Annotated in this window: 27 protein-coding genes; 3 read left to right on the forward strand and 24 right to left on the reverse strand. The window is 29.8% G+C overall.

What is annotated here, in order from left to right; translation table 11 throughout:
- Positions 1–90: 90 nt before the first annotated feature.
- The 4 genes from K324_RS0100400 to K324_RS0100415 all read right to left on the reverse strand — a co-directional run bounded on the left by K324_RS0100400 (position 91) and on the right by K324_RS0100415 (position 2881).
- Positions 91–471 carry a type II toxin-antitoxin system PemK/MazF family toxin gene (locus K324_RS0100400; RefSeq protein WP_026747392.1) on the reverse strand — a complete coding sequence of 127 codons (381 nt, stop codon included), beginning with the start codon at positions 469–471 and terminating at the stop codon, positions 91–93.
- Positions 471–962 (reverse strand): Panacea domain-containing protein, encoded by a 492-nt coding sequence (locus K324_RS0100405; protein ID WP_026747393.1) that lies wholly within the window; start codon positions 960–962, stop codon positions 471–473. The genes K324_RS0100400 and K324_RS0100405 overlap by 1 nt, the downstream gene beginning before the upstream one ends.
- 90 nt (positions 963–1052) lie before the next feature.
- The gene (locus tag K324_RS0100410; protein ID WP_026747394.1) at positions 1053–2009 is read right to left on the reverse strand and encodes a hypothetical protein; all 957 of its coding nucleotides are present in this window, start codon (positions 2007–2009) and stop codon (positions 1053–1055) included.
- A gap of 89 nt (positions 2010–2098) precedes the next feature.
- Complete coding sequence (locus K324_RS0100415) at positions 2099–2881, reverse strand: tRNA threonylcarbamoyladenosine dehydratase (RefSeq protein ID WP_026747395.1); 783 nt, start codon at positions 2879–2881, stop codon at positions 2099–2101.
- 239 nt (positions 2882–3120) lie between these two features.
- On the opposite strand from K324_RS0100415, the gene htpX reads away from it, so the two are divergent.
- Together htpX and K324_RS0100425 are read left to right on the forward strand one after the other, a co-directional pair.
- A complete protein-coding gene (gene htpX, locus K324_RS0100420; protein ID WP_026747396.1) occupies positions 3121–3990 on the forward strand; it encodes a zinc metalloprotease HtpX in 870 nt (289 codons plus the stop codon).
- A gap of 99 nt (positions 3991–4089) precedes the next feature.
- The gene (locus K324_RS0100425) at positions 4090–4476 is read left to right on the forward strand and encodes a hypothetical protein (protein ID WP_026747397.1); all 387 of its coding nucleotides are present in this window, start codon (positions 4090–4092) and stop codon (positions 4474–4476) included.
- 79 nt (positions 4477–4555) lie between these two features.
- Here the strand turns inward: K324_RS0100425 and K324_RS0100430 are convergent, their stop codons facing one another.
- The 4 genes from K324_RS0100430 to K324_RS0100445 all read right to left on the reverse strand — a co-directional run bounded on the left by K324_RS0100430 (position 4556) and on the right by K324_RS0100445 (position 7320).
- Positions 4556–4765, reverse strand: coding sequence for a DUF1858 domain-containing protein (locus K324_RS0100430; protein ID WP_026747398.1), 210 nt, complete (start codon positions 4763–4765; stop codon positions 4556–4558).
- A gap of 210 nt (positions 4766–4975) precedes the next feature.
- Positions 4976–5611, reverse strand: a complete 636-nt coding sequence (locus K324_RS0100435) for a superoxide dismutase (RefSeq protein ID WP_026747399.1) — start codon at positions 5609–5611, stop codon at positions 4976–4978.
- A gap of 151 nt (positions 5612–5762) precedes the next feature.
- Positions 5763–6440 carry a response regulator transcription factor gene (locus K324_RS0100440; protein WP_021769808.1) on the reverse strand — a complete coding sequence of 226 codons (678 nt, stop codon included), beginning with the start codon at positions 6438–6440 and terminating at the stop codon, positions 5763–5765.
- 64 nt (positions 6441–6504) lie between these two features.
- Positions 6505–7320, reverse strand: a complete 816-nt coding sequence (locus K324_RS0100445; RefSeq protein ID WP_026747400.1) for an Mrp/NBP35 family ATP-binding protein — start codon at positions 7318–7320, stop codon at positions 6505–6507.
- 322 nt (positions 7321–7642) lie between these two features.
- Here K324_RS0100445 and K324_RS0100450 point away from each other — a divergent pair, with 322 nt between their 5' ends.
- A complete protein-coding gene (locus K324_RS0100450; RefSeq protein ID WP_026747401.1) occupies positions 7643–8218 on the forward strand; it encodes a YiiX/YebB-like N1pC/P60 family cysteine hydrolase in 576 nt (191 codons plus the stop codon).
- Positions 8219–8433: 215 nt separating this feature from the next.
- Here the strand turns inward: K324_RS0100450 and metA are convergent, their stop codons facing one another.
- The 16 genes from metA to K324_RS0100530 all read right to left on the reverse strand — a co-directional run bounded on the left by metA (position 8434) and on the right by K324_RS0100530 (position 26255).
- Complete coding sequence (metA, locus tag K324_RS0100455) at positions 8434–9372, reverse strand: homoserine O-acetyltransferase MetA (RefSeq protein WP_026747402.1); 939 nt, start codon at positions 9370–9372, stop codon at positions 8434–8436.
- Positions 9373–9410: 38 nt separating this feature from the next.
- Complete coding sequence (gene dnaN, locus K324_RS0100460) at positions 9411–10538, reverse strand: DNA polymerase III subunit beta (protein WP_026747403.1); 1128 nt, start codon at positions 10536–10538, stop codon at positions 9411–9413.
- Positions 10539–10553: 15 nt separating this feature from the next.
- Positions 10554–11375, reverse strand: coding sequence for a sigma-70 family RNA polymerase sigma factor (locus tag K324_RS0100465; RefSeq protein WP_026747404.1), 822 nt, complete (start codon positions 11373–11375; stop codon positions 10554–10556).
- Positions 11376–11409: 34 nt separating this feature from the next.
- Positions 11410–12432: an NAD(P)H-dependent glycerol-3-phosphate dehydrogenase gene (locus K324_RS0100470; protein ID WP_026747405.1), complete on the reverse strand. Its 1023-nt coding sequence runs from the start codon at positions 12430–12432 to the stop codon at positions 11410–11412.
- Between the two features lie 33 nt (positions 12433–12465).
- Positions 12466–13089, reverse strand: a complete 624-nt coding sequence (gene plsY / locus K324_RS0100475; protein WP_026747406.1) for a glycerol-3-phosphate 1-O-acyltransferase PlsY — start codon at positions 13087–13089, stop codon at positions 12466–12468.
- A gap of 35 nt (positions 13090–13124) precedes the next feature.
- Complete coding sequence (locus K324_RS0100480) at positions 13125–14576, reverse strand: MATE family efflux transporter (RefSeq protein ID WP_036094840.1); 1452 nt, start codon at positions 14574–14576, stop codon at positions 13125–13127.
- Between the two features lie 36 nt (positions 14577–14612).
- The gene (locus K324_RS0100485; protein ID WP_084533503.1) at positions 14613–15815 is read right to left on the reverse strand and encodes a lipid-A-disaccharide synthase; all 1203 of its coding nucleotides are present in this window, start codon (positions 15813–15815) and stop codon (positions 14613–14615) included.
- Positions 15816–16130: 315 nt separating this feature from the next.
- Positions 16131–16934, reverse strand: a complete 804-nt coding sequence (locus tag K324_RS0100490; RefSeq protein WP_026747409.1) for an LpxI family protein — start codon at positions 16932–16934, stop codon at positions 16131–16133.
- Between the two features lie 265 nt (positions 16935–17199).
- The gene (lpxA, locus tag K324_RS0100495) at positions 17200–17976 is read right to left on the reverse strand and encodes an acyl-ACP--UDP-N-acetylglucosamine O-acyltransferase (protein ID WP_026747410.1); all 777 of its coding nucleotides are present in this window, start codon (positions 17974–17976) and stop codon (positions 17200–17202) included.
- Positions 17977–18130: 154 nt separating this feature from the next.
- Entirely contained in the window at positions 18131–18565 is a 435-nt protein-coding gene (gene fabZ, locus K324_RS0100500; RefSeq protein WP_006804216.1) for a 3-hydroxyacyl-ACP dehydratase FabZ, read from the reverse strand.
- A gap of 218 nt (positions 18566–18783) precedes the next feature.
- A complete protein-coding gene (gene lpxC / locus K324_RS0100505) occupies positions 18784–19632 on the reverse strand; it encodes a UDP-3-O-acyl-N-acetylglucosamine deacetylase (RefSeq protein WP_026747411.1) in 849 nt (282 codons plus the stop codon).
- Between the two features lie 687 nt (positions 19633–20319).
- The gene (locus tag K324_RS0100510) at positions 20320–22461 is read right to left on the reverse strand and encodes a M13 family metallopeptidase (RefSeq protein ID WP_026747412.1); all 2142 of its coding nucleotides are present in this window, start codon (positions 22459–22461) and stop codon (positions 20320–20322) included.
- 318 nt (positions 22462–22779) lie between these two features.
- On the reverse strand, positions 22780–23604 hold the full coding sequence (locus K324_RS0100515; protein WP_026747413.1) for a MetQ/NlpA family ABC transporter substrate-binding protein: 825 nt from the start codon (positions 23602–23604) through the stop codon (positions 22780–22782).
- Positions 23605–23650: 46 nt separating this feature from the next.
- Positions 23651–24463, reverse strand: coding sequence for a MetQ/NlpA family ABC transporter substrate-binding protein (locus K324_RS0100520; RefSeq protein WP_026747414.1), 813 nt, complete (start codon positions 24461–24463; stop codon positions 23651–23653).
- Between the two features lie 35 nt (positions 24464–24498).
- A complete protein-coding gene (locus K324_RS0100525) occupies positions 24499–25182 on the reverse strand; it encodes a methionine ABC transporter permease (RefSeq protein ID WP_026747415.1) in 684 nt (227 codons plus the stop codon).
- Positions 25182–26255: a methionine ABC transporter ATP-binding protein gene (locus tag K324_RS0100530; protein ID WP_026747416.1), complete on the reverse strand. Its 1074-nt coding sequence runs from the start codon at positions 26253–26255 to the stop codon at positions 25182–25184. Before K324_RS0100530 ends, K324_RS0100525 begins: the two co-directional genes overlap by 1 nt.
- Positions 26256–26302: the final 47 nt, after the last annotated feature.

The raw sequence follows: 26302 nt of genomic DNA on the forward strand, positions 1-26302 counted from the left end.
TATTAACTTTAGTAAAGTTATTTTAAATAAATCAACAAAAAAATCACAGCTAACTGAATAACTGTGATTCTTATTCTTAAAATACTTTCACTATTCTAATAGTCCTTCCATAATTTCATTGTGAAATTGCTCCACTTTTTCCACTATTTCTAAAAATAGCTCTTCGTAATCTAATTTTAAATCTCCTATTATAACACTTGTATCTATTTGCTGTCTTGGTATTGAAACTATTCTGTGTGTTCTAACATACGATAATCTTGTCAAATTTATTTTAGGAAATTTTACTGGATCTATTTCTATATCGTATATCGGATTTACGTTTGCTCTATTTGAAATACTCGAGATAGGAAGGACTACGTAATCATCATTTACAGGACTTTTTAATACTAACGCAGGTCTTGATTTAATGGAATTTCTCTGTAATCTTATATCATAATATTGGGTTAAACATTTGACTATTTTACCTATCATTAAACTATCACTTCATAATCTTCAAATTCGTCATAATACATATCCCACATATAATCATAAGGCCTTACTTTTTTTGCATCTTCTCTTATATCTTCCATTTTAATTTTCACATTTCCATTTTCTTCCTTTTTAAGTCCTTTTCGTGAGTTAAGCCACGAAGTTTCTTTATGTGTCAATACACTTAATTTCCACGAAGCCAATGCCCCGTATTCTTGAATTATGTTATTTATTATGTATTTACTTTCGCTTTTTATATCTTCTGTTTGTGCATTTATACCATCTTCAGTAAAAACTGTTCTAACCTCCCTAGAAACAGGTCCATACTTCCACCCCTCAAATACTTCGTTAAAAAGAGGCTGATTTAAAATAGCAAATGTTTCTCTCTGTGAAAAATATAATAATTTTTGCAATTTCATTTCATCAATAATTTCTTCTGTTACTCTTTTATATTCATTGAAAATATACTGAGCAACATTTATTATTTTTTCCATATTACCATCTCCTTAACTACTATTTAATAATTAAATTATACCCTTTTTCCTACAAAAGTGCAATCAAAATTTTTAATATTGCATTTCCTTTCAATTCTTCCTACCTCCACCAATCTTCTCAAAAACAATCGACTTCGTAACCACATAAAGTAAAATTGCTATTAACAATGGCAATACTATTGATGTCAATAAAATTATTCCAATAATAACTGGCGTATTTTCAACCAAGTCTTTTGAAATAACATTTATTTCCTTTGAAAAATTATCAATCTTGACTTTTGCACTGTCAATTTGCCCTGGAATATTAAAAATACTTTTAGACTGATCTAACGAAAGCATTTCATCCTTTACTTTATTTAATCTTCCCAAATCCTGATTTAGTTCAACAATTGCAGGTTCCTTGTATTCTTTTTCAAAATAGCTTGATATTGTTGAATTTACAAATATTGCACTTGGTAAAACTATGTAAATGTACAATAATATAAAAAATGAATATTTAGAAATCTTTCTAAAAATTCTTGTAATTTTATTTTTGTAAATAGTATATGGAAAAATCGTAATTAATGAAATAAATGTCAAAATTGTAGCTAATTTCACCTTAAAAATTTCATAATAAATCGTTTCCAGCTTCAGTATAACAACGCTCGCAAGTGACACTTTCCACAAAATATTTATCATATCATAAATAGGCTGAATAATATCTCCAATTTCAATTTCCATCCCAACAATCATACTGACATTAACCGTACTTCCCTCAATAATATCCGTCGTCCCCTTCAAAAGCGATAATGTCAAAAACATCTTTTTCGACTCTTCATAAGTTTTTTCCAAATACGGCATTGTCAAATTTTTGAAAAAATTAAAAATTGTATGCTCAAAAATTTTATCCATTATTCCAAAAATACATAAAATCAGTCCAATTACAATCAATATTTTAACCAACAGATTCTTCCTATTTGAGTCCCATTTTGGAGAATCATTTTTCTGATTTCTCTCCAAATTTTTTTCTTCATTTACTGTTAATACAGCTTCTTTTCTTTCTTCCAATCAATTTCACTCCTTTTTTCTTTCAATTATTTTCAAATATTTATTTAGTAGATAATTAATTTCAACTATTTAAACCATAAAGAATGGGATTAATCCCACTCCAATAACTTTCTGACTACATAAGAAGCAAGCACAAGTCCAGCTGTTCCTGGTACAAAAGCATTACTTCCAGGTGTAGTCTTTCTTGGAATTGTGTTATTTTCCCTAAATTCAGTTGGCAATTCTTCCTTAAATAATTCTGATTTATTCGGCTGTACAGGTATTTCTTTTGAAAATGCAACTGGAACATTTGTAATTCCTTTCTTTTTCAAAATACTTCTAATAGTTCTTGCCATCGGACAAACGGAAGTATTTTTTATTTTTGCAATTTCCACCATTTCAGGACGCATCTTGTTACCAAATCCCATTGAAGAAATGATATTTATTTTATTCTTTACGCAATACTCGATCAGATTAACCTTGCTTCTGATAACATCAATCGCATCCACAACAAAATCGTATTTACTATTATTTAAAGATTTATTTTCAGAATTTCCCAAAATTTCATCAACATCATCATAAACCAGCTTTTTCACAAGCTCCACCTTACATTCTGGATTAATATCTAAAATTCTATCCTTCATAACATCAATCTTAGACTTTCCAATTGTACTTCTAAGTGAATGCAGCTGTCTATTAATATTTGACTCTGAAATCTCATCAAAATCAACCATCGTAATCTGCCCGATTCCTGATCTAGCCAAAGCCTCCACAGTATAAGAGCCCACTCCACCAACTCCAAATACAATAACTTTAGAGTTTTTCAATCTCTCAATCCCTTCTTCTCCAACCATCATGGAAAATCTGGCAAACGTCTGATTTTTACCACTCACTTTTTAATCATCTCCCCTTTCAATATTCATTTTCACTTTACTTTTTTCTATCTAAAAATTTCGCTCATATTATATCATAAATATGTAAAATGTAAATAGTGTAAGAATAAATTTTTATTATATGTTATTAAATAAATAATATTGAAAAAAATATTAATTTATAATATAATACCTTTAGCAAAAATTAAATGAAAGGAGCTTGTATAATGTAACTATATTATACAAGAATAAAAATGCCTATGTTTATAAATACTATGAAAACAGGTTTTTTAATGTTTGGATTAGTTTTTCTCTTTGTAGCGATTGGTGGTGTATTGGGAAATCAGCGAGGGGCCTTGATTGGACTTCTGATTGCTGGGGGAATGAGTTTTTATAGCTACTGGTTTAGCGATAAGATGGTTATAAAAGCATATAATGGGCAGGAAGTTACTTCCCGAAATAATCCAAGGTTATATCAGTTAATACAAAAACTGGCAAACAACGCAAATTTACCAATGCCAAAAATTTATATAATTCCGGAACGTCAGCCAAATGCCTTTGCAACTGGGAGAAATCCTCAAAATGCTGCGGTTGCCTGTACTGCTGGACTGCTTGAATTGATGGATGATAATGAGCTGGCTGGAGTTATGGCTCACGAATTGGGACATATAAAGCATCGTGATATTTTAGTGAGTACGATTGCTGCCACTTTTGCTGGAGCGATTGTCAATATTGCAAGATTTTTGCCTTATGTATCAAGTGGAAATAATAAAGATGAAGGTAGAAGAAGAAACAATGTTGGAACTGCAATGCTTCTTTCATTTTTAGCTCCAATAGCAGCTTCAATAATTCAGATGTCCATTTCAAGAAAAAGGGAATATATGGCGGACAGAGCTGGAGCGGAATATTCAGGAAATCCATTATATTTACGTAATGCACTGCAAAAATTGGAAAGTTACAGTCACAATATCGCAATGAATAGACAAGATCCTGCAACAGCACATATGTTTATCATAAACCCATTTTCAGCTAGCAGCTTTAACTTAAAAAATTTATTTAGTACACACCCATCTACTGAGGATAGAATTAGAGAGCTGGAAAAAATGGCAAGAGAACAGCATTTGTTATAATTTTTAAGGAATTTGATAAAATAATTCTTTTTTAATTTTCTTGAGAATTTATCTCAAATATGATAAAATGTATAAAACTATAAAATATGGAGAATTGATATGATTAACGCATTTGCATTTTTAACATTGTTATTACTTTTTGTACGAATTTATTCATTTGTATCACTTTTATTTTTACGTGGCAAGCAAGTGCAATTTGCTGAAAGAATAACTGTATTGATATTATTATTTGAAGTCCTGATTATATTTTTATATACTTTCTTTGCTTCATTCCGATACTTATTACCGCCAGTTTTAATGCTGTTAAAAACTCCAAAATTTTTAATTTTTAATAATTTTTCGGTGGTGTTTTTATGTTATTCACTTTTAAATCTAGCATTAAGTTTTACATTCGGAAGTCAAAGTATCTTTAAATTTATAAATAGGTTTTTTGTTGGAATAATTTTATTAACAAATATTATTTATGGATTTTTATTAATAGTTTAAATAAATAAAAAATGTGTACTAAATAGAAATTAATCTAAAATCGTACACTTTTTTATTATCTTTTTATTTTTAAAATGATTTATCCTTCCTGTTTCTCAAGAATCATATTTACTTCCTCAAGAATCATGTCTGGATTTAATCCGTGAACTGCAATACCTTCTCCCAATGTTTCAGCACTCGAAATAATGCACCCAACACATCCAAGCCCGTATCTCATAAGCACCTGTGCTATAATTGGATATTTTTCAACTGCTTCCATTATATTCATATCTTTTGTCACTTTTTCCATAGTTATTTCCTCCTGTTTAAAATTTTATTTTATATTTTTATCCATCTAAATTAAGTATAACAAATTAAATAATTTCAGTCAACTTTTATAAACAAATATTTTTTAATTCAAATAATATCTGAAACTTTTAAATAAGAAAAAGATTGAACTGGAATTATTGTAATTAATGCTTCCAATTCAATCTATAAATCTATTTTAATTTACTTTGTCTTATTTTGTAGCTTCATATTTTTTAGATACTTTATCCCAGTTTATAACATTAAAGAATGCTGAAATATAATCTGGACGTCTATTTTGATAATTTAGGTAGTATGCATGTTCCCATACATCTATTCCTAAAATTGGAGTCCCTTGTGAACATCCACAAGAAGTTGCTCCCGGCATTAATGGGTTGTCCTGATTTGCAGTCGAAGTTATTTTTAATTTTCCATCTTTATTTACAACAAGCCAAGCCCATCCTGAGCCAAATCTAGTCGCTGCAGCTTTTGAAAATTCTTTCTTAAATTCATCAAAACTTCCAAATGCTTCGCTTATTTTTTCAGCTAATTCTCCTGTAGGCTCTCCTCCTGCGTTAGGCCCCATTATTTCAAAATACAGATTATGATTGTAAAAACCTCCCCCATTATTTCTTACAGCTCCACGTATATTTTCCGGCAATATATCTAAATTTGCTAAAATTTCTTCTATTGGCTTTTCAAAAAATTGTGGTGCATTATTTTTTAGTGCATCATTTAAATTGTTTGTATAAGCTGCATGATGTTTTCCATAATGGATTTCCATAGTTTTTGCATCAATATTTGGCTCCAATGCATCAAAGTTATACGATAATTCTATCTGTTTAAACATTTTTTATCACTCCCAAATTTATTATTATGATACATTTTAGCACATTAATTTTATAAAATCAATAAAAATTTATATTTTTTATGAATTTGTTATTATTACAATTATGAATTGATTAATCAAGATATTCACTATTGCTTGTTAGGAAATTATACTATTCCTTTATAATATATCCAACACTTCTTACAGTTTTTATGATTTTTTGATCAAATCCCTTGTCTATCTTAGATCTTAAGAAATTGACATACACATCTACGATGTTACTTTCTGAAACAAAGTCTATATCCCAGATTTTTTCAGAAATCATAGTTCTTGTAAGCACTCTGTTCTTGTTTCTTAAAAAATATTCAAGCAATAAAAATTCTTTATTTGTTAATTCAATTTCTTTTCCGTCACGTTTAACTTCTCTGTTTGCAGGATTTAATGTTAAGTCGTAAGCTGTCAAAATTCCCATTTCGTCTTCTGTCAAACGTTTGTTTAAAATTCTTACGATTGCTCTGAATTTAGCAGAAAGTTCTTCCAGTCTAAAGTCATTATATATGTAGTCATCGATTCCTTTTAATAATGCCTCTGTCTTAGCATATCTGTCGTCCTGTTCAATTGCCATTAAAATATAACTTTGTCGTTTATATCTTATTATTCTTTCGATCGCCAATGGAAAATCTTCAATTGAGCTGATGTCTAAAAAAGAAATATCAAGAGATTCTGTCTTCAGTGCGTCCAGCATTTGTTCTTCATTTTCTGCCAATATTACATTAAAACTCAATTCTTTTAATAGCTGTCCCACTACCATTCTGGTTTTTTCATTTTTATTAAATACTAATACTTTCATTTTTTTGTTGTATGATAAATATATTAACGTTTATAATATATTTAAAATACTTCTCCTTTCACATTTATTTACTTTCGTTTTTGTTTTCTAAATTTTCAATTACTTTAGTAATTACGTCATTCATCCGTCTTGATGCCACAGAATCGTTTGAAATAAATGGTAACCCATTATCACTAGATTCTACGATATTCTCATCTAATGGTATTGAGCCTAGAAAGTCAGTTTTTTTCTCTTGAGCCAACTTTTTGACACCGCCTTTTTTAAAAATATTCACTTCCTTTTGACAGTCAGGGCAAATAAAACCACTCATATTTTCAATTATACCAAGCAGATTTAAATTTATCAGTCTAGCAAAATTTATTGCTCTTGTAGAATCCAGTAAAGAAACCTTCTGTGGTGTTGTAACAATTATTGCTTTTGAATCTGTGCCTATATTTTGTGCAATACCCAATGTTTCATCACCTGTTCCTGGAGGCAAATCAACTATTAAAAAGTCAATTTCGCCCCATTTAATTCCTTCCAGCATTTCCATTATTGCTGTAATTTTTTGTGGGCCTTTCCACACAACTGGTGAATCATCTGGAACAAAAAAACTTAATGATGATATATGTAAATTCTTTGTTATTTCCAGCGGTTCAGAAATCTTTGAAAGTTTTACGCCTTCTTTTCCAAACATAATCGGAACATTAGGCCCATGCAAATCAGCATCAAGAATACCAACCTTATATCCCCGCATCGATAATCCATAAGCTAAATTAACAGATGTTGTTGTCTTTCCAACGCCACCTTTACCGCTCATAATCACGATTTTATGCTTAATTTTGGACATATTGGAATCAATTCTTTGTTTTCGTTCAGCTAAAGCTGGATTAGTCTGCATTCATTCCTCCTTACTCTAAAAATATTTTAATTTTATTTAACTTCCCTACTTTAATTAAAACATAAACTTAGAAAAAATACAAGCTATTTTTTAAATTTTTTTGAAAAAAAATTAATTTATTTGTTAATATAAATAAATTATAAATAAAAACTTTTTTTATTAAAAAATAAACTGGACTATTTTCTCTCTTTTTTATATAATATATTTAAACTACTTCTAAAATATAGAAATTTTTATACATATATTTTTACACCTAAATAAATTTTTAAATTCGATTTTCAAGTAGTTTTATCACAAGTTTAATCAAGAAAGGAAATTTTATATGAATATTTGTTTAAAAGCCAATCTACGAAGATTAATACTATTTCTAATATTAACTTTTGCTCTTGTATGTAAAACAAAGCCGGAGGATAAATATTTTTGGTATTCTCCAAGAGAAGTCATTGCAAATGTAGATAAATTACAGCCAGGAGATATTCTTATTTTATCAAAAAGGCCAACATTACGTTCAATGTGGGGGCACGCCGCCGTTCTTAACGAAAATAAAAAAATAGTTGAGTTCCCCTCATATTCTGCTGGATACAGCGAAAGTCCACTATATGCTTGGCAAAACATTAATAGAAAAGTAGCTATTTTTAGGCTAAAGGATATTGATAAAAAATTTAAAGCGGCACTATTCAAGGAAATTGATGAAACAGTAACTAAACCGTATGGACTGACGTTTCATAAAAACTTCGATAAAAGATTATACTGTTCACAGTTTATTTATCTCGTGTTTAAAAAGGCTGGAGAAAAAGTTGGACGTGAAGTAGATCTTGACTCCAATGGCGGTGGCTGGGTTATGCCATTTGATATAATGGATTCCCCATTGCTGGAAAATATCTCTATCTATAAATAATAATTTTTACTATAAAAAGCTCCCATATGAGAGCTTTTTCAATTTATTCTATTTTTCTCAAGCCGAGTTGTTATTAATATTATTTCTCATCTAATATTAAGTCCCATTTAAATAACGAATTTATTACAACTTTTCTAAATTATAAAAATTTATTCTTATTTTTAAGCGAGGTTTAGTATAAATAATATAGAAAACAATTAAAACTATAATTAAATCTAAATTTTAAAATTAGAAATTTCTTCCAATTTCGTCAAATCATATGGCGTACCTTGATAAACGTGATGGTTTACCCAGTTGGAAAACAATAAATTTGCATGAGCCCGCCATACAAAAAGCGGTTCCCTGTTCACATCATCATTTGGATAATAGTTAAACGGAACTTTTATATCTTTTCCTAATTTCACATCTCGTTCATATTCCTTTGCAAGCGTCATTCTATCATATTCCAGATGTCCCATAATAAAGATATTCCTCTTATCCTTAGTACGGACAATGCTAACTCCTGCCTCTTCAGAATATGCAATAATTTCCAATTCTGATACACTTTCAATATCTTTCGCACGTACTTCCGTGTGTCTTGACTGTGGCATATTAAACACTTCGTCAAACCCACGTAACAGCATCGTATGACAAATATCAATTTTTAAGGGATAAATCCCAAAAAGTTTTTCCTTTAACGAATATTTCTTTATTCCATAATGATAGTAAAGTGCCGCCTGTGCCCCCCAGCAAATGCACATTGTCGAATAAACGTGAGTTTTGCTCCATTCCATAACTTTTGTCAATTCCTGCCAGTAAGCAACTTCTTCAAAGGGCAAATTCTCCACTGGGGCTCCTGTTATAATTAAACCATCAAAATAATCATTCTCTATATCGTTGAAAGTTTTATAAAAATTAGACATATGTTCTTCTGAAATATTTTTTGATACGTAGGAAGCCATTTTCAAAAAGGTAACTTCCATTTGAAGCGGAGTATTACTAAGCAATCTTAATAGCTGAGTTTCTGTTTCAATTTTTGTAGGCATAAGATTTATTATTATAAATTTTAAAGGACGAATATCTTGCGACAATGCCCTATTTTCATCCATTACAAAGATGTTCTCCTTTGCTAAAATATCTACAGCCGGTAAGTTATTTGGTATTTTTATAGGCATTGTGTATTCTCCTTTCGTAAAAATTTATTTTAAATTTTTTAACTTTCCCTAAGTGCCAATGGCATTGTGAAATATAGTGATTTATCATTATCTTCATCTCTTACAATTACCGAACTTTTGTTATTTAACAATTCCAGCACGGTTACTTTTCCTTTAATTGTAGAAATGTAGTCAAGTAAAAACCTTACATTCAATGAAATTTTTAAATCATCACCTTCCTGAATTGTTGCAATTTCCTCTTTTATCTGCGCATTTTCACTCGTTCCAGTAAGCAGCAGCCTGTTATTGGCAAAATTAAATATTCCGCCATTTTTAGCTTCTTTGTTATCCCTAACAAATATAGCCGTTCTTCTTAATACTGATAAAAAATCCTTTGTATTTAACAATATTTTTTTATTATGCTGCGAATTATTTAAAATTGACTTGTAATCTGGAAATTGCAGATCAATTGTACGAGTTAATATTTCTACATTTGAAAATTGGAAAAATACTTTTGAGCCATCTGATTTTACGGTAATATTTTCTTCATCAATAAGTTTCATAATTTTTATTAATCCGTCAATTGTCTTTAACGGAATGCTCAGACTAAGATTTTCCTTCCCTTTTTGAGTGTCATCCAAATCTTCTTCAATGTATGTCAATCTATATGTGTCAGATGAAACAAGTTTTAACTTGTCCTCTTCAATTTCCACTCTGATACAGTTTACAGCTAGATTTTCTGGATTTGGAGAAGCTGAAATTTTTACATTTTCAATATTATTTAATAACTTTTCCTTTTCAAATACATATTCAACTCCATTTTCCAGTTTTGACTGAACTGGGAAATTTTCTGCATTGTATAATGAAAATTCAGTATTTGTAGAACTTGCCTGAATTATTAGTTTACCATTTTCTTCAATTAGTGTAATTTTTTCATCAGAAATTTGTTTTAAAAATTCTTCAATTAATTTATGTTTTATGACAATTTTTCCATCTTCTTCAACTTGTGCCTCTATTTTTGTATTTATAGACAGTTCCAAGTCTGTTCCCCGTAAAATTGCCTTTCCTTCGTTTGTTTCAATATAAATTCCAGAAAGGACTTCTCTTATTTTATTTTCAGTTACTGCATTTTCAACTATAGTTATAGCTTTTAACAATGATTTTCTATCAACGATTATATGTAACATATGTTCACCTCTCTTTTATAATATATCTTTGTATTCTTCCAAGTGTTCCTTTAATTTTGTTATAGCCTTTTTTTCAATCTGTCTGACTCTTTCACGTGTAATGCCCATCTGTTCACCGATTTCCTTTAATGTATGAATTTTATTGTCATACAGTCCGTAACGATATTCAAGAATTGCTCTTTCACGCTCATTCAGAACCTTTTCAAGCAAATCTTTCATTTCAATAAGCTGATCCTCTTTTATTATTTTATCTTCCACATCATCATTTTTCCCAATAATGTCTTCCAGGTAAATATTATCACCAATTGTTTCATTCAGTGACATTATATCCTGAAATTCACCCAAAAGCAAAATAACTTTACTTTCCTTCAAATCAACTTCCTTTGCAATGTATTCTGTTGATGGAGCTTCACCATGAACAGCAGTATAATCTTTTATAACTTTATTCACTTTTGATAATTGCTCGTATTTATAAGACGGTATTCTTATATCACGCCCTATATTAATAATTGCTTTTTTTATCGACTGTTTTATCCACCATACTGCATATGTACTAAACCTATGTCCTTTTTCATAATCAAATTTATTTATAGCTTTTATCAATCCAATATTACCCTCACTAATTAAATCAATCAGAGGAAGTCCATTCCCAAGCGATTTTTTAGCTGTACTTATTACCAATCTTAAATTTGATAAAATTAATAATTGTCTTGCCTGCTCGTCATCATCTTCCCTAATCCGTTTTAACAGTTCATATTCTTCCTCCTTTGAGAGTAAATCAAATTTTTGAATATCACTTAAATATAACGACATCAAGTTTAAGTTGTTATCTTCCATTACCTCACTCCAATTTTATTTTTTATATAATTTCTTAACTTAAAAATTCTGATTTTAAATCTCTGCTCATAAATGTAGATTCCAGTTCTGAAACTGGCTTTCCATTGTAGATTACTTCATAAAGTGCCGTGAAAATAGGTGCTTTTAAATTATTTTCCTTTATGATTTTATAAAGGGCCTTTATTGTTTCTGCACCTTCTGATACCATATTCATATGAGAAACTATATCTTCAATTTTTTCACCTTGTCCCAGCTTTTCCCCTACAAATCTGTTTCTGCTATGCTTACTTGTACAAGTTACAATAATATCTCCAAGCCCTGATAATCCCATAAATGTTTTAGGATTAGCATTGTAATATTTTGCAATTTCAAACATTTCGTTAATTCCACGAGTTATAAGAGCAGCCTTCGTGTTATCTCCATAACCCATTCCATCAGCAATTCCCGCTGCGATTGCAAGACAGTTTTTTAATGCTCCCGCAAGTTCGGCTCCCATCAGATCTGTTCCTGTATAAACTCTAAAATAAAGGTTGCTAAATGTAGCTTGTACAGTTTTTGCAGCTTGTTCAACTTCAGATACGGAAAGTATGGCAGATGGCAGCTTTTGTGCCACTTCTTCAGCATGTGTCGGCCCCGCCAGCAGAACATAGCTATATTGTTTGTTTTCAAGCTCTTCTTCTACTATTTCAGAGATTCTTTTCTTTGTAGCAATTTCTAAACCTTTTGCAACATTTACCAATATTATATTATAATTTAAGAAATTTTTCAATCTTTTTAAAATCATTCTTAAAAATTGTGTTGGAGTTGCCAATAACAGAATGTCAATTTTCCCATATTTTTCAATATTTTCAAGCACTTCTCCATAATCATCCACCACATTAAGATTGTCAGGTAATTTTATATTTGGCAAAAATTGCGGATTTTCCTTTGTATCACGAATAACTTTTCTTACTTCTTCATTATGCTCCCACAAATAGACTTTGTGTCCATTTTCTATTAACAGTTTTGAAAGACAGGTTCCCCAGCTTCCACCACCGATAACCAATACATTCTTCATCGTTATCCCTTCCTTTCTACTTTTATCTCTTTTTTATTTTTTATTCTTTAAATTAAATTTAGATTCTGTTCCATTTTTTAATCTTTCAATATTGCTTTTATGTTTTACTACAATCAAAATTGCTATTAAAATTCCTAGAATAACATATATTATCTGCTGATATAAAAAATATATAAAAATTGGAAGTGATATAGCCGCCAAAATCGAAGACAGCGAAACATATTTCGAAATAGCAAAAATCACAAAAAACACAATTGCAGCAAACAATATGGCTTTTGGCACTAAAATTAAAAATACTCCAAGCGTTGTCGCAACAGCCTTTCCACCTTTAAAATTCATAAAAATAGAAAACACATGTCCAAAAATTGCACAAATTCCAACTAATACATAATCAAGGTTTGAAATTTTTGTCAAATTTTCAAAAAAATCAACTTTTAATAAAATTGCTATCAACGTCGGAACTAATCCTTTGGAAATATCTAGAATTAATGTCAAAATACCTAATTTTACTCCTAAAACACGAGCAGCATTTGTAGAGCCTGTATTTCTGCTCCCATGCTCACGAATATCTATCCCTTTAAATACTTTTCCTATCCAAAGTGCATTTGGTATACTTCCCAGAATATAGGAAATAGCCATTAATAAAATTGTAATCATTTTTTTTCCTCTTTAAAATTTATTTTTATCTATCTTTATTTTACTTTTTCTTCTTCATCTATTTTTCCATTATATTCCAGTCTGTTATTTTCATTTTCAATCATTTTATCAAAGAATTTTTTTTCTTTATATAAAAATCCTAAAAGTATTATAAAGAACAGTAAATCAGTAAACGGTTGTGCAAGCCACACTCCATCCAGTTTCCAAATATTTGAAAAAATTATAACAACTAATAAGAATATAACAACTTGTCGCAATAAATTTAATGTAACTGAATATTTTGAACGTCCTGTTGCCTGAAAATAATTTGGCACTGTGATTCCAAAAGATGAGATTATTACAAGTGAAAAATATACTCTAATTGCCTTTACCCCTTCTCTCAGAGCTTCTGGCGTACTTTTTTCATTAAAAAATAAAATCAATTCCTTTGGAAGCAGCATTACAATCACCCAAAATGCAAAAGACAATACAATCCCTGCATTTATAGCTGTCATTAAAGATTTTTTCACTCTCCTGAAATTTTTCGCCCCATAATTAAACCCAATTATTGGCTGAACAGCTTGAGAAACCGCATAAACACTCATTGTCATAATTGGCAAATATGAATTTATGATTGTCATAACCGCCACACCATAAGTTCCTCCATAAGTATCCACGATTTTATTTGTTACAAGCCCAACTCCCGAACTTGCAGCCTGTAATAAAAACGGTGACATTCCTATTGAAAAAATATCTTTCACTATTTTTGAATCCAATTTCATTTTTGAAAATCTTATTGTAACAACACTTTCCTCTTCCAGCTTGAATCCAAACATATCAATTTTAAACGGTAATTTTCCAACAATCAGGAACCAAAGTACAAATATTGCAGACAATACATTCCCAATCAAAGTCGCATAAGCAGTTCCCTCAATTCCAGTATGCATAATCATTACAGCTACATAATCTAAAGCAATATTCACAACTGCTCCAATTAGCATTGAAAACATCGCAACTCGTGGTGCTCCAGCCGCATTTAACACATTTGTTAGCCCAAACGAATAAAACAGTGGTAGGATGGCCAGTAATATTATTTCTAGATAAGCCTTTGCATATGGCAATGTTTCGTTATTAGCACCCGAATATCGTAAAACCATGTTAATATTCAACATTAAAAGCACATACAATGCAAGTCCTAAAATAGTAAATAATGTTACAGCATTTCCCAATATTTTCTTGGCTTCTCCCTTTTTTCCCTGTCCAAGCCTAATCGAAATGATAGTTCCAGCTCCAACTCCTATGAACATTGAAAAGGCAATAATCAGCATAACAATATAAAAAGCAATTCCCGCACCAGCAAGTGCCTTTTCACTAATTTTCCCAACAAAGAACCTGTCAACAATATTGTACAAGACAACTGCCGCAGATCCAATAAGCGTTGGTATGAAATATTTTACAAATAATTTCAAAATAGAACCTTTTAACAGTTCTTCACGTTTTTTTTCCATACTTTTTCCTTTTTGTAAAGTTTCTAAAGTCAATCTCTATTTTTCTAACAAATAATCTGCAATTTTTTCCAAAACTCCAAAATTACCCAATTTTTCTCTCTCTTTTTTCAATTCTAAAACAATATTTTTTTTCTTTTTTTCCATAATTTCCATTTCTTCCAGCAATTTTTCCACTGAAAAATCTTCCTGCAATAATTCCTTAAAAATTTCCCTATCAGCATTCAGATTAGTAAGTGTTATATATTTTATTTTGACTATCTTTCGTGCAATAAAAGCATTGATTTTCGATGTTTTGTAAACTACAATCACAGGCAGTCCCATAAGCGATATTTCAAAAGTTACCGTTCCTGAAGTTGCTATTGCATATTTGCAGTCTTTCCGAATATTCTTGATTTCATCAAAAGTTATTTCCAAATTTGGAATTTTATGAACATCAATTTTATATTTTTCTTCAAAAACACGTATATATTTTATATGCTCCTCATTTGCCAGTTTCATCAAAAACTTCTCATTCTTAACTTTTTCGTTTCTAATAAGTTCCATAATTACTGGCAAAAATTTTTCAATTTCTTGGCGTCTGCTTCCAGGAAGCAACAATATTTTTTCTCCTAGCTTGTCAGAAAATTCATATTTATCAACAAATGGATTCCCAAAGTATTCCACTTTCAGCCCTTTTGATTTATCTTTTTTCAAGCCATTGTCAAAATACGCCTTTTCAAATGGAAAAATAACAATAACATCATCAAATTTTTTTAATTTTTCAATCCGCTTTTTCCCCCAAGCCCAGACTTTAGGTGGAATGTAATAAATCATTCTCAAGTTTTGAAGTTCTTTTTCTGAAATCTTCTTTTTTAATAATTCAAAAAATTTTAAATTAAATCCTCCAAAATCAACAAAAATAACAGTTTCTATTTCATTTTCCTTAATAAACTGCAAATATTCATGAGCCTTTTCCGTAAAATAATTATACTTTTTCAAAGCCTCAACAAATCCCATAACATCGTTATTTTTAATATGATTTACAGGCTTAACACCAGCCTTTATTGACTTATCCCCAATTACACCAAAAAATTCAACATTTTCATCTTTTTTTCTCATTTCCTCCACAATGTATGAAGCATGTAAATCTCCTGACATTTCACCGCAGGAAATAAAGATTTTTTTCTTTTTTTGAGGTTTTACTATTGATAAATCATTATTTTTTTCTTTTATTATATCATTTTCATTATTATTTTTCATTTTTAGCCTTTTTTATTGTTTATTTTACTTGTTTCCTGTATGTTCAAATTAGTTTAAAAATTCAAAGTTGTATTTAATTTTTATATGCTAAATCTATTTTAAAATTAATAAATACAGATTTTAAATAGCATATTTATAGTTTTTAGCCTATTTTTTAAAAATAGTTTTTCTAAAAGCTCCTTATAAAACCTAATTTAAATAACGAAATAATATATAATACTAAATTCCATTAGAAACTAGAAGTTTTAATTCTTTACTAAGATAGTACGTAATTCAAAATTTATTAAATATCCACTATTTAAAAGAGAAATAGTATTAAATCTTAATTCCTTTTATAAAAATTTTATTTTTGTTTGCAAATTTTATAACTTCCTCTTTATCAATAAACAGCATTTTATCAGCTTCGATTACAATTCCACGTCCATTGATTTCTACCACTTTTTTTATTGTTTCCAGTCCAATAGTTGGAATGTCTATACGATAATCCTGATGACGCCTTGCCATTTTTACCACAATACAGTTTTTTCCAGCTAGTTCCCCACCACGCAAAATAGCCTTATCAGTACCTTCCACACCTTCCAGAGCAATAACTGACTCATCTTTTACAACAACAGTCTGCCCCGCATCAATATCCGTAAGCATCCGTGCTGCCTCAATCCCAATTTTGATTGTTTTTTCCTCATTTGTGCTTGGTGAAATCTTTGTATATACTTCATTTCCAGCAATGTATTCGTCCATCAAGTAATTTTGTGGCAGAACCTTGATATTTTCTGATTCAATGTAATCGATTATCGCTTTTAAAATATTCTTATCTTTTTTATTTTTTGTAGACAACAATATTTTAGTTGCTGTCAAATCAAATTTCAAATTTGAAAAAATCAGATTTTTTTCTACTTTTCCAAGCATTATCAGCTGAGTTACCCCATTTTTCTTAAAATATGAGATTATTTTTCCAACTTGTGCAACGCTGTATTTTACAGAATTTTTATGCTCTTTTACACCTTCCTCTACACTTTCAAACAAATAAACCGAAAATGGTTCAATTCCTTTTAGAATACATTGATTCATAAATAATTCAGGCAATTTCCCGTTTCCAGCAATCAAACCTACTTTTTCCATTATCACTTTTTCCTCTTAAAAAAATATCTACATTAAAAAATTAACTCAAAATAAAATATAGATTATTATTATTTTGAGAAATTTTACATCTTAAGTTTTTTATTCTATTTTTATTTTTTATATGAACATAATAAAATCTCTTTAAAACTAAACTCAAAAGTTATAATTATTTTACTCAAATCACAGTTTTGAATTTTAATTAGTCTTAGTCAGAAAGATTTTTAAAATTAATTTTGTAACTGTATCACGATAATAGTTCCATATTTTATCTCGTAATACCCCTTTTACTTTTTCGTATAAAATTAACAAGATTTTGTGCTTCTTCATATTGTCCGTAATCACGTTCCACCGTTTGAAGTGCTTCTTCCAGTTTCAATTTTTTCTTGAATATAATTTTATACAGTTCTCTCAATCTTTTTATCTGCTCTTCTGAAAAACCTCTACGTTGAAGTCCTACAATATTGATATATACAGCTCTTGCCTTATTACCTTCAGACAGCATATAAGGAACAACATCCTGATTTACAGCCGAACATCCACCTATCATTGCGTGTCGCCCAACCCTTGTAAACTGATGCACAGCAGTAAGCCCACCTACCACCGCATAATCTTCCACTTCCACATGCCCAGCAAAAGTCGCAGCATTTGCAAGTACACAGTTATCTCCAATTATACAATCGTGAGCAATATGAACATAAGCCATTACAAGCGTATTATTTCCAATTCTAGTTTCATATTTATCAGTAGTCCCACGATGAATTGTAACAAATTCACGGATTTTATTATTATTTCCAATAACAACTCTCGTTTTCTCTCCAGCAAACTTCAAATCTTGCGGATCCTTCCCAATTGAAGCAAAAGAAAAAATATAGTTATTCTCCCCAATAATCGTTTCTCCTTCAATTACAACATGCGATTCTACAACAGTCCCATTTCCAATTGTTACTTCTGGCCCTATAATCGAATACGGCCCTATCTTTACATTTTCTCCAAGTTTAGCATTTGGATCAACAATTGCCGTTGGATGTATATTTAAACTCATAATTATTATACCTCTTATTTTTATATTTTGAATTATTTAAAACTCATGTTTTAAAATTGCATAAAACTGCATAAAATTAAATTAAAAATTTTTATATCACTTAAATATTCAATTTTTGAGAATTTAATTCCAAAGCAGTTAGAGTATTATCTAATTATAAATCCTGTACTGAAAATTTCAAGTCAGCTTCACTTACAACTGTGCCATCAACAACGCATCTTCCACGTGCAACTATTACGTTACTTTTAACTTTTATCTTTTCTACTTCCAGTCTTAATTGATCTCCCGGAACAACCGCTCTTCTAAATTTACATTTATCAATTGACATAAATAAAGGTATTTTACCCGGTTCTAACATCAATAACCCTACAGCCTGTGCCAATGCTTCTATTTGTAAAACTCCAGGCATTACAGGTTTCCCCGGGAAATGCCCCTGAAAAAATTCCTCATTCATTGTAACATTTTTTATTGCTACCAAAGAATCTGTCCCATTTTTTTCAATAACTCTGTCTACCAGTAAAAATGGGTATCTATGTGGTAATATTTTCATAATATCCTCTATATTCATAATTGTTTCATTTGATGCCATATTTTCTAATCCTCCTGAAATTATATTTTTATTTATTTTAAAATTTTCATTTGAAATCAAATTAACTAATGTATTAAAAATTATTATTTCCTAATATTGTTTTTTAAATCAAAGTTTTCTAATTTATCTAGTTTAATTTAATTTCGATATTTTCATTAAAATTTTATACCTATATTATATTTGATTTTTGTCGAAATTACAAGTGTTTTTTATGTTTTTTACAAATATTTTTTCGCAATCATCTCAGTCAATCTTGAATTTACATAGTGTCCAGCCTTTATTGCGATAACGTGAGCCTTTATAGGCGTTCCTAGAACATACAGATCTCCAATTATATCAAGAATTTTATGTCTTACAAATTCATCAGGATATCTTAAACCTTCTGGGTTCAATGGCCCATCTGCCCCCACTACCACAGCATTTTCCAAACTTCCTCCTAATGCTAAATTATTCTTTTTAAGAAAATCTATTTCATAATCAAATGCAAAAGTTCTACATTTCGCAATATTTTCCATATAATTTTCCAAATTTACTTCAAGCTCATAATACTGTGATTTCAAAAAACTATGGTTAAAATCAATCGTATAAGATATTTTAAATCCATCATAAGGCAGTGCCATCACATATTTTCCCGCCTTCTCATCTGAAAATATAACAGGTTCTGTAATCATAACAGGCTCTATTTCCTCATCCAGTTCCACAATTCCAGCTTCCAGTAATTTTTCAACAAATCTCGCTGAACTCCCATCCAAAATAGGCAACTCATTCCCTGAAATCTCAACTAAAATATCAGTTATTCCAGTAATCGAGAGTGACGATAAAAAATGTTCGATCGTATGAACCTTCACATCATCCTCATTCCTAATATTCGTTCCTCTCTCCAAATCAAATAAATTCCTGTAATCAACCTTTATAATATTACTTTTCCCACTCACATCAATTCTTTTAAAAATAATTCCTTGTTTATCATTATTTCCACTGGGCTTCAAAGTTAATTTTATTTTTTCTCCTTTATGAAGCCCAATTCCCGATATTTCAACAGTATTTTTAATAGTTTTTCTTTGCATTTCTCAATTTCCTCCATTTTTCAAAATTTTATTTCATATCTAATTTTTATTTATAAATTTGTTTCCTTTTTCCATAGATATTATATCATAAAATTAAATATTTTTCCTTTTATTATTTTATAAATTTATCAATATTTTATTGATTTACTACTTAATTCCATAACTAATACTAAACCCCATTTATTTAAATAACGAATTTATTACAAACTTTTCTAATGAAGGGCAACAACCCAATATTTTTAAATAGTTTATAATAAATATTGCGTCCGATAATATATCGTTGTATTAAAAATTTTGCTATTTTAATTAATAATTAAAAACAAAAAACTTGTTTGCTCCATTATCGTCTCCAAGTAAGAAATTTGATTATGATTTAGACGGAAATCTATATGTCTATGGGTTACATAAAAAATACTATTAATTTTGAATTATTAGAAGAAAAGGCAAGAATGTATTTACAAAGTAATTTATTTTGATGAATTTAGATTTTAAAGAATAAATAATTAAGACATATTTAATATTAATACTATTTCTCATTTATTTTAGAGGATTTGATGTAAATATTGTAAAATCTAATCTCTATTTTTAAATGGATTAAAAAAATAATTTTTAATTATTTTTAGCACCTTATAAAAAAACTATCTCAATATTAGTCAAGATAGTTTTTTATTTTATTATTCAATTATTTTACCAGATTTTTATTCTGTCTTGAGGAGCTTTATACATTTTATCTCCCGGTTTTGTTTCAAATACTTTGTGGAATGCATCAACATTTATTAAAGTTCCGTTCACCCTAAATATATTTGGTGAATGGGAATCTGTTTTTGCTAAGTTTTTCAAATATTCTGGTGTTGATTTTTGTCGCCACATTCTTGCAAAACTTAGGAAAAATAATTTATTTGTTGTATCAGCGTAAATTTTTGTAGACGTTGGGTGATCTTTTAAATACAGCTGTAAAGCATCATAAGCAATATTCAGTCCACCTAAGTCAGCAATATTTTCTGTTAATGTGAATTTTCCATTTACGTTTACTCCATCACCAACTGAATATCCAGAAAATTGATTTTCCAATCTTTTAGTTGCTGCATCAAATTTTAACTTGTCTTCTGCTGTCCACCAGTTTTTTACATTTCCATCCCCATCATATTCAGCTCCCGATACATCGAATGCGTGTGTAAGTTCATGTCCAATGATACTTCCTATCGCTCCAAAATTACTTGCCATTTCTGATCTATAATAATCATAAAATGGGAATTGTAAAATTCCAGCCGGGAACACTATTTCATTTCCTGTTGGAGAATAATAAGCATTTATTGTATGCGGATACATATGCCATTCTGTTTTATCCACTGGTTTTCCAACCTTTTTCATTTCTTCGTTATATGCCCATTCACTTATTTTTTTCAACTGATCATAAAGTGTATCGTTACTTGAGATTGTCATTTTGCTGTAGTCTTTCCACTTGTCAGGGTATCCGATTTTTACATTAACTTTTGCCAATTTTTCAAGTGCTTTTTTCTTAGTAGCTGCACTCATCCAGTCCAGTTTTTCAATTCTATTTTTCATGGCTTTTTTGATATAACCAACCATTTCCTGTGTATTCTTTTTGGCTTCTGGCGAGAAATTTCTTTGAACATAAATTTTTCCTATTATTTCACCTAAACTTCCATTTGTAAAGTTCAATGCTCTTTTTTCCAGCGTTTCCCTTTCCTTTTGTCCATTTAAATATTTTCCAAAAAATTCAAAACTTCTTTTCCCCATATCATCTGTTAAAATACCGGCTGCAGAACTTATTAAATTATATTTCATATAATCCTTAATTACATCAATATTCGTATCATTTACAAAATTGTCCAGATTTTTATAATAATTCAATTCACTTATGATGACTTTATCAGTTTTTATGTTCAATTCTTTCAAGTATTGTGCCAAATCAACATTTTTAGACAATGTTCCCAATTCACTTACTTTTATTGGATTATTATATTTTTTTACATCGTGACGTTCCTCATTAGTCAATAATGTATTTGCAATCTGCTTTTCAAACGCAACTATTTTTTTAGCTCTTTCAAGAGTATCCTCTTCTCCAGAATATTTCAGCATATCACTGACATATTTTGTATATTCTTCCAATATTGCCCGATTTTCCTTTGTATCCTTCTGATAATAATCTCTTGACAGTCCAATTCCAGCACTTCCCAAGTATATTGCATTATTTTTGGAATTATTTAAGTCAGTTCCTACACCCCAACCATAAAATTCAGAACCGCCAGTTTTCGTAACTTCCACATTATATTTCTTCAAATCTTCAATATTTCGAATAGCATCAATTCTATCCAAATCTTTTTTAATGGGTGTCAAACCTTCTTCGTCTCTTTTTTTCATATCAGAATAACTGTCATAAAGTGTTATAACTTTCTTTTCATCTTCAGTCAAGGATGACTTATTTTTTAATTCCTTTACTAAATTGCGTAAAAAATCCTGATTTTTCTCATTTAATTCATAAAAGGAACCCCACGCTGGCTTTGTACTGGGAATCTGTGTTTTTTTTGTCCAGTTTTCATTCACATAGTCATAAAAATCGTCTTTTGCCTTAGTTGTTGTGCTAAGTTCATCAAATAGCTTTTTATCGTTGTCCTTTAGCAATTTTGCCTGCTGTTTTTCATAAAAATCCCAGAATCCTATTTGCTTTGGTGCAGGCTGTACTGGCTTTGTTTCCCTTTGTGATGTTCTTCTTGCTGAAAACTCCCCATATTCATAATTCTCATTTTCTGCGTAAATTAAATTAATGCTAGCTAAAAATAGCGAAATTGTAAGTAATTTTTTCATTTTTCTTCATTTCTTTAAATATTTTGAAAATTGAATAAATATCAAATCAAATTTTTCTAATTTCCAAATTATCATATTTAAAAATAATTTCTCCTCTCTTTTTCTAAAATATTCAAACTTTACAAACTCACAATCTGAGTTAAATAAAAATACTTTTCAATTCAGGCAAAATAAAAAAATATTTACTTTTTAATTGCCTTCTAAAAAGCATTACGTTTATTATACATTTTTTTTAAATTTATTTCAAGAAGTTTGCAAAAAAAATAGCCTTAAATTTAATTTAAAGCCATTTTTTCAATATAAATATTTTTATAAAATTTAGAATGCAGGAATTACTCTACCTTCGTATTTCTCTTCAATATATTTTTTAACTTTTTCACTTTGTAATGCTTTTACAAGTTTTTTAACTCTTTCATCATTTTCATTTCCTTTTAAAACTGTAATAATGTTTACATATGGTGAATCTTTACCTTCAATCAAGATAATTTCATTTTTTGTAACACCAGCATCAATTGCAAAGTTTGAATTTATGATTGCTCCTGCAACTTCGCTTAATCTTGGTGCAATTTGCTCATTTGATAATGTTTCAATTTTAATATTTTTTGGATTTGCAGCAATGTCTGCTGGTGTAGAATCTAGTTTTGTGTTGTCTTTTAATTTTATAATACCAGCTTTATCAAGTAAAATTAATGCACGTCCTCCGTTTGTTGGATCGTTAGGAATAATTAAAGTATCTCCATTTTTCAAATCATTAATATTTTTTATTTTTTTAGAATACAATGCCATTGGCTCCAAATGAATATTTCCAACTGCTGACAATCCAATATTATTTTTCTTTCCAAAATCATCCATATATGGAACATGTTGAAAGAAATTCGCATCTATACTTTTATCTGCAAGTGCCTTGTTTGGCTGAACATAGTCATTAAACTCAACTACTTCCAGTTCAATTCCTTCTTTTTTCAAGTCATCTTTTACCAAATTCAATAATTCAGCGTGTGGAATAGGTGTAGCCCCCACAATTAATTTTTCAGTTTTTGCAGCTCCACCTTGGCTGTCAGCCGCCCCCTTAGTTTCATTCTTATTTCCACAAGCTACTAAAAATAATGCTGTTGCTAATAATAATGATAATATTTTTTTCATAAATACCTCCAAAATTTTTATTTATAATTTATTTTACAACCTTCTACTAAAATACTGGAATAATCACATCTTTGTATTTTTCTTCCATATATTTCTTAACTTTTTCACTTTGCAACGCCTTCAACAATTTCTGAATTTTAGGATCATTTTCATTCCCTTTCAATGTTGCAAGTACATTTGCATAAGGAGAATCCTTGTCTTCTTTCAAAAGTCCATCATCTTTATATGACAATCCTGCATTCAATGCAAAACTGCTATTTACAATTGAAGCTGCCACTTCAGGTAATCTTGGCGGCAACTGTTCTGCCGAAAGTTCCTCAAACTTAATATTTTTTGGATTGCTCACAATATCTTTCAATGTTGCTTCCGTATTTTTATTATCACTTAATTTCATAATTCCACCTTTGTCAAGTAAAATTAATGAACGTGCCAAGTTTGTCGGATCATTTGGCAATAAAATAGTATCTCCATTTTTTAAGTCATTAATGCTTTTTATTTTTTTTGAATACAGTGCAAGAGTTGGCAAATACACTTTTCCAACTGCCACCATTTCAAATCCATTTTTCTTCCCAAAATTTTCCATATATGGAATATGCTGGAAAAAATTCGCATCAACCTCCTTGGACTGCAGCACTTTATTAGGCTGAACATAATCATTAAACTCAACTATCTCCAGTTCAATCCCTTCTTTCCTTAAATCATCTTTTACAACATTCAAAATTTCTCCCGCTGGAACGGGCGTAGCTGCAACCTTTAATTTTTGAACCTTTTTATTTTCAGAATTTTTAGCAGCTTTATCAGGATTTCCGCAAGCTATCAAAAATAACGCTGCAATCAGGACTAATAAAATTTTTTTCATGAAATCATCTCCCTTGCTGTATCTATATTATTAAACTAAACTCTTTTTCTCTTGTTCATCAACATTTTTACAATGCTGTTTCCAATAAACTGTATAATTTGTACAAGCAAAATTATAACAATTGTAGCCTGCCACATAACTTCAGGCTTGGATCTCTGATAACCGTCAATTACAGCGGCATTTCCAAGTCCACCACCACCGATTGTCCCAGCCATCGCAGAATATCCAATTAGACTGATTAACGTCAACGTCAAACCATGAACAAGTGCAGGCAATGCTTCCGGTATCATCACTTTAAAAATAATTTCAGAAACTGTTGCACCCATAGATTTTGAAGCCTCAATAAGCCCTTCATCCACTTCCTTTAACGCCCCTTCAATGATTCTTGCCACAAATGGTGCAGATCCTAACGAAAGCGGAACAATAAATGCAATACTTCCGTAAGATTTATTTACAAGCATTCTTGAAAGTGGTATTAATAAAACCATTAGAATTATAAATGGAATTGATCTTGTAATATTTACAATAATCATATCCAGTATCTTATGAATCGTCTTATTGGGTTTAACCCCCTTTTCATCAGATGTTACAAGTAGAATTCCAATCGGCAGTCCGATAATTAATGCTATAATTGTTGAAATAAATACCATATAAATTGTTTCCCAAAGAGGCTCAGCCATATTTTGAAACTGTAAAAATTTAACCCAGTCAAATCTCATTATACCACCTCCGAATCTATTTTATTTTCTTTTAGCCATTCAATAATGTCTTTTGCTTTTTCTTCGTTTGCTGAAATTTCTATCAATAAGTTTCCAACGATAATATCGCCTACCTTATCAATAAATCCACCTAAAATATTTACTTCCACATCATATTTGCGGATAATTTTTGTAATATAGGACTCATTTACCTGTTCCTCGTTATATTTCAATCTCAATCGTAATTTTCCGCTATTTTCTTCACGACTTTTTATTTCTTCTTCCGTCCTAAATTCTTCATGTGAAATATTTTCTACAAATTCTTTTGCCAATTCTGTCTTAGGATTTAAGAAAATTTCCTTTGTTTCCCCTTTTTCAATAATTTCTCCATCCGACATAATTGCAGCTTTATTACAAATTTTCTTTATAACTTCCATCTGATGTGTAATTAAAATTATCGTTATACCAAATTTTTTATTTATATCCTTCAAAAGTTCCAAAATAGAATTGGTTGTCCTAGGATCAAGTGCCGAGGTTGCTTCATCCGAAAGCAATAATTGCGGATTGTTTGCCAATGCCCTTGCTATCGCCACACGTTGCTTCTGTCCACCTGAAAGCTGTTCAGGATAACTCAGTTTTTTGTCTGAAAGCCCTACAATTTCAAGCAATTCATCTACTCTTTTATTAATATTCTTCTTTTTCCATTTGGCAATCTTTAATGGGAAAGCCACATTATCAGCTACATTTTTAGAATTTAACAAATTGAAGTGCTGAAAAATCATTCCTGTTTTTTTTCTGTATTCACGTAATAATCTTATATTAAAATCTAAAATATTTTTATCTTCATACCCAAGACTTTTTTTCTTTTTTTTATCAATAATTTCGTGCCTCACAAGAATTTCCCCAGAAGTAGGCTCTTCCAGTCTATTAAGAAGCCGTATGAGTGTAGACTTCCCAGCCCCACTAAGCCCCATAATTCCGTAAATATCCCCTTGCTCAATATCAAGATTCACATTATTTACAGCCAGCAGTTCCTGTCCATTATTAAGTCTATATTTTTTTACCAAATTTCTTATCTTAATTAAACTATCCATATTTCACCTCTTTTTCATATATTTTGCTTTACCTTTACTTTTGTAGT

This window comes from Leptotrichia trevisanii DSM 22070, assembly GCF_000482505.1.
Classification (GTDB): Bacteria; Fusobacteriota; Fusobacteriia; order Fusobacteriales; family Leptotrichiaceae; genus Leptotrichia; species Leptotrichia trevisanii.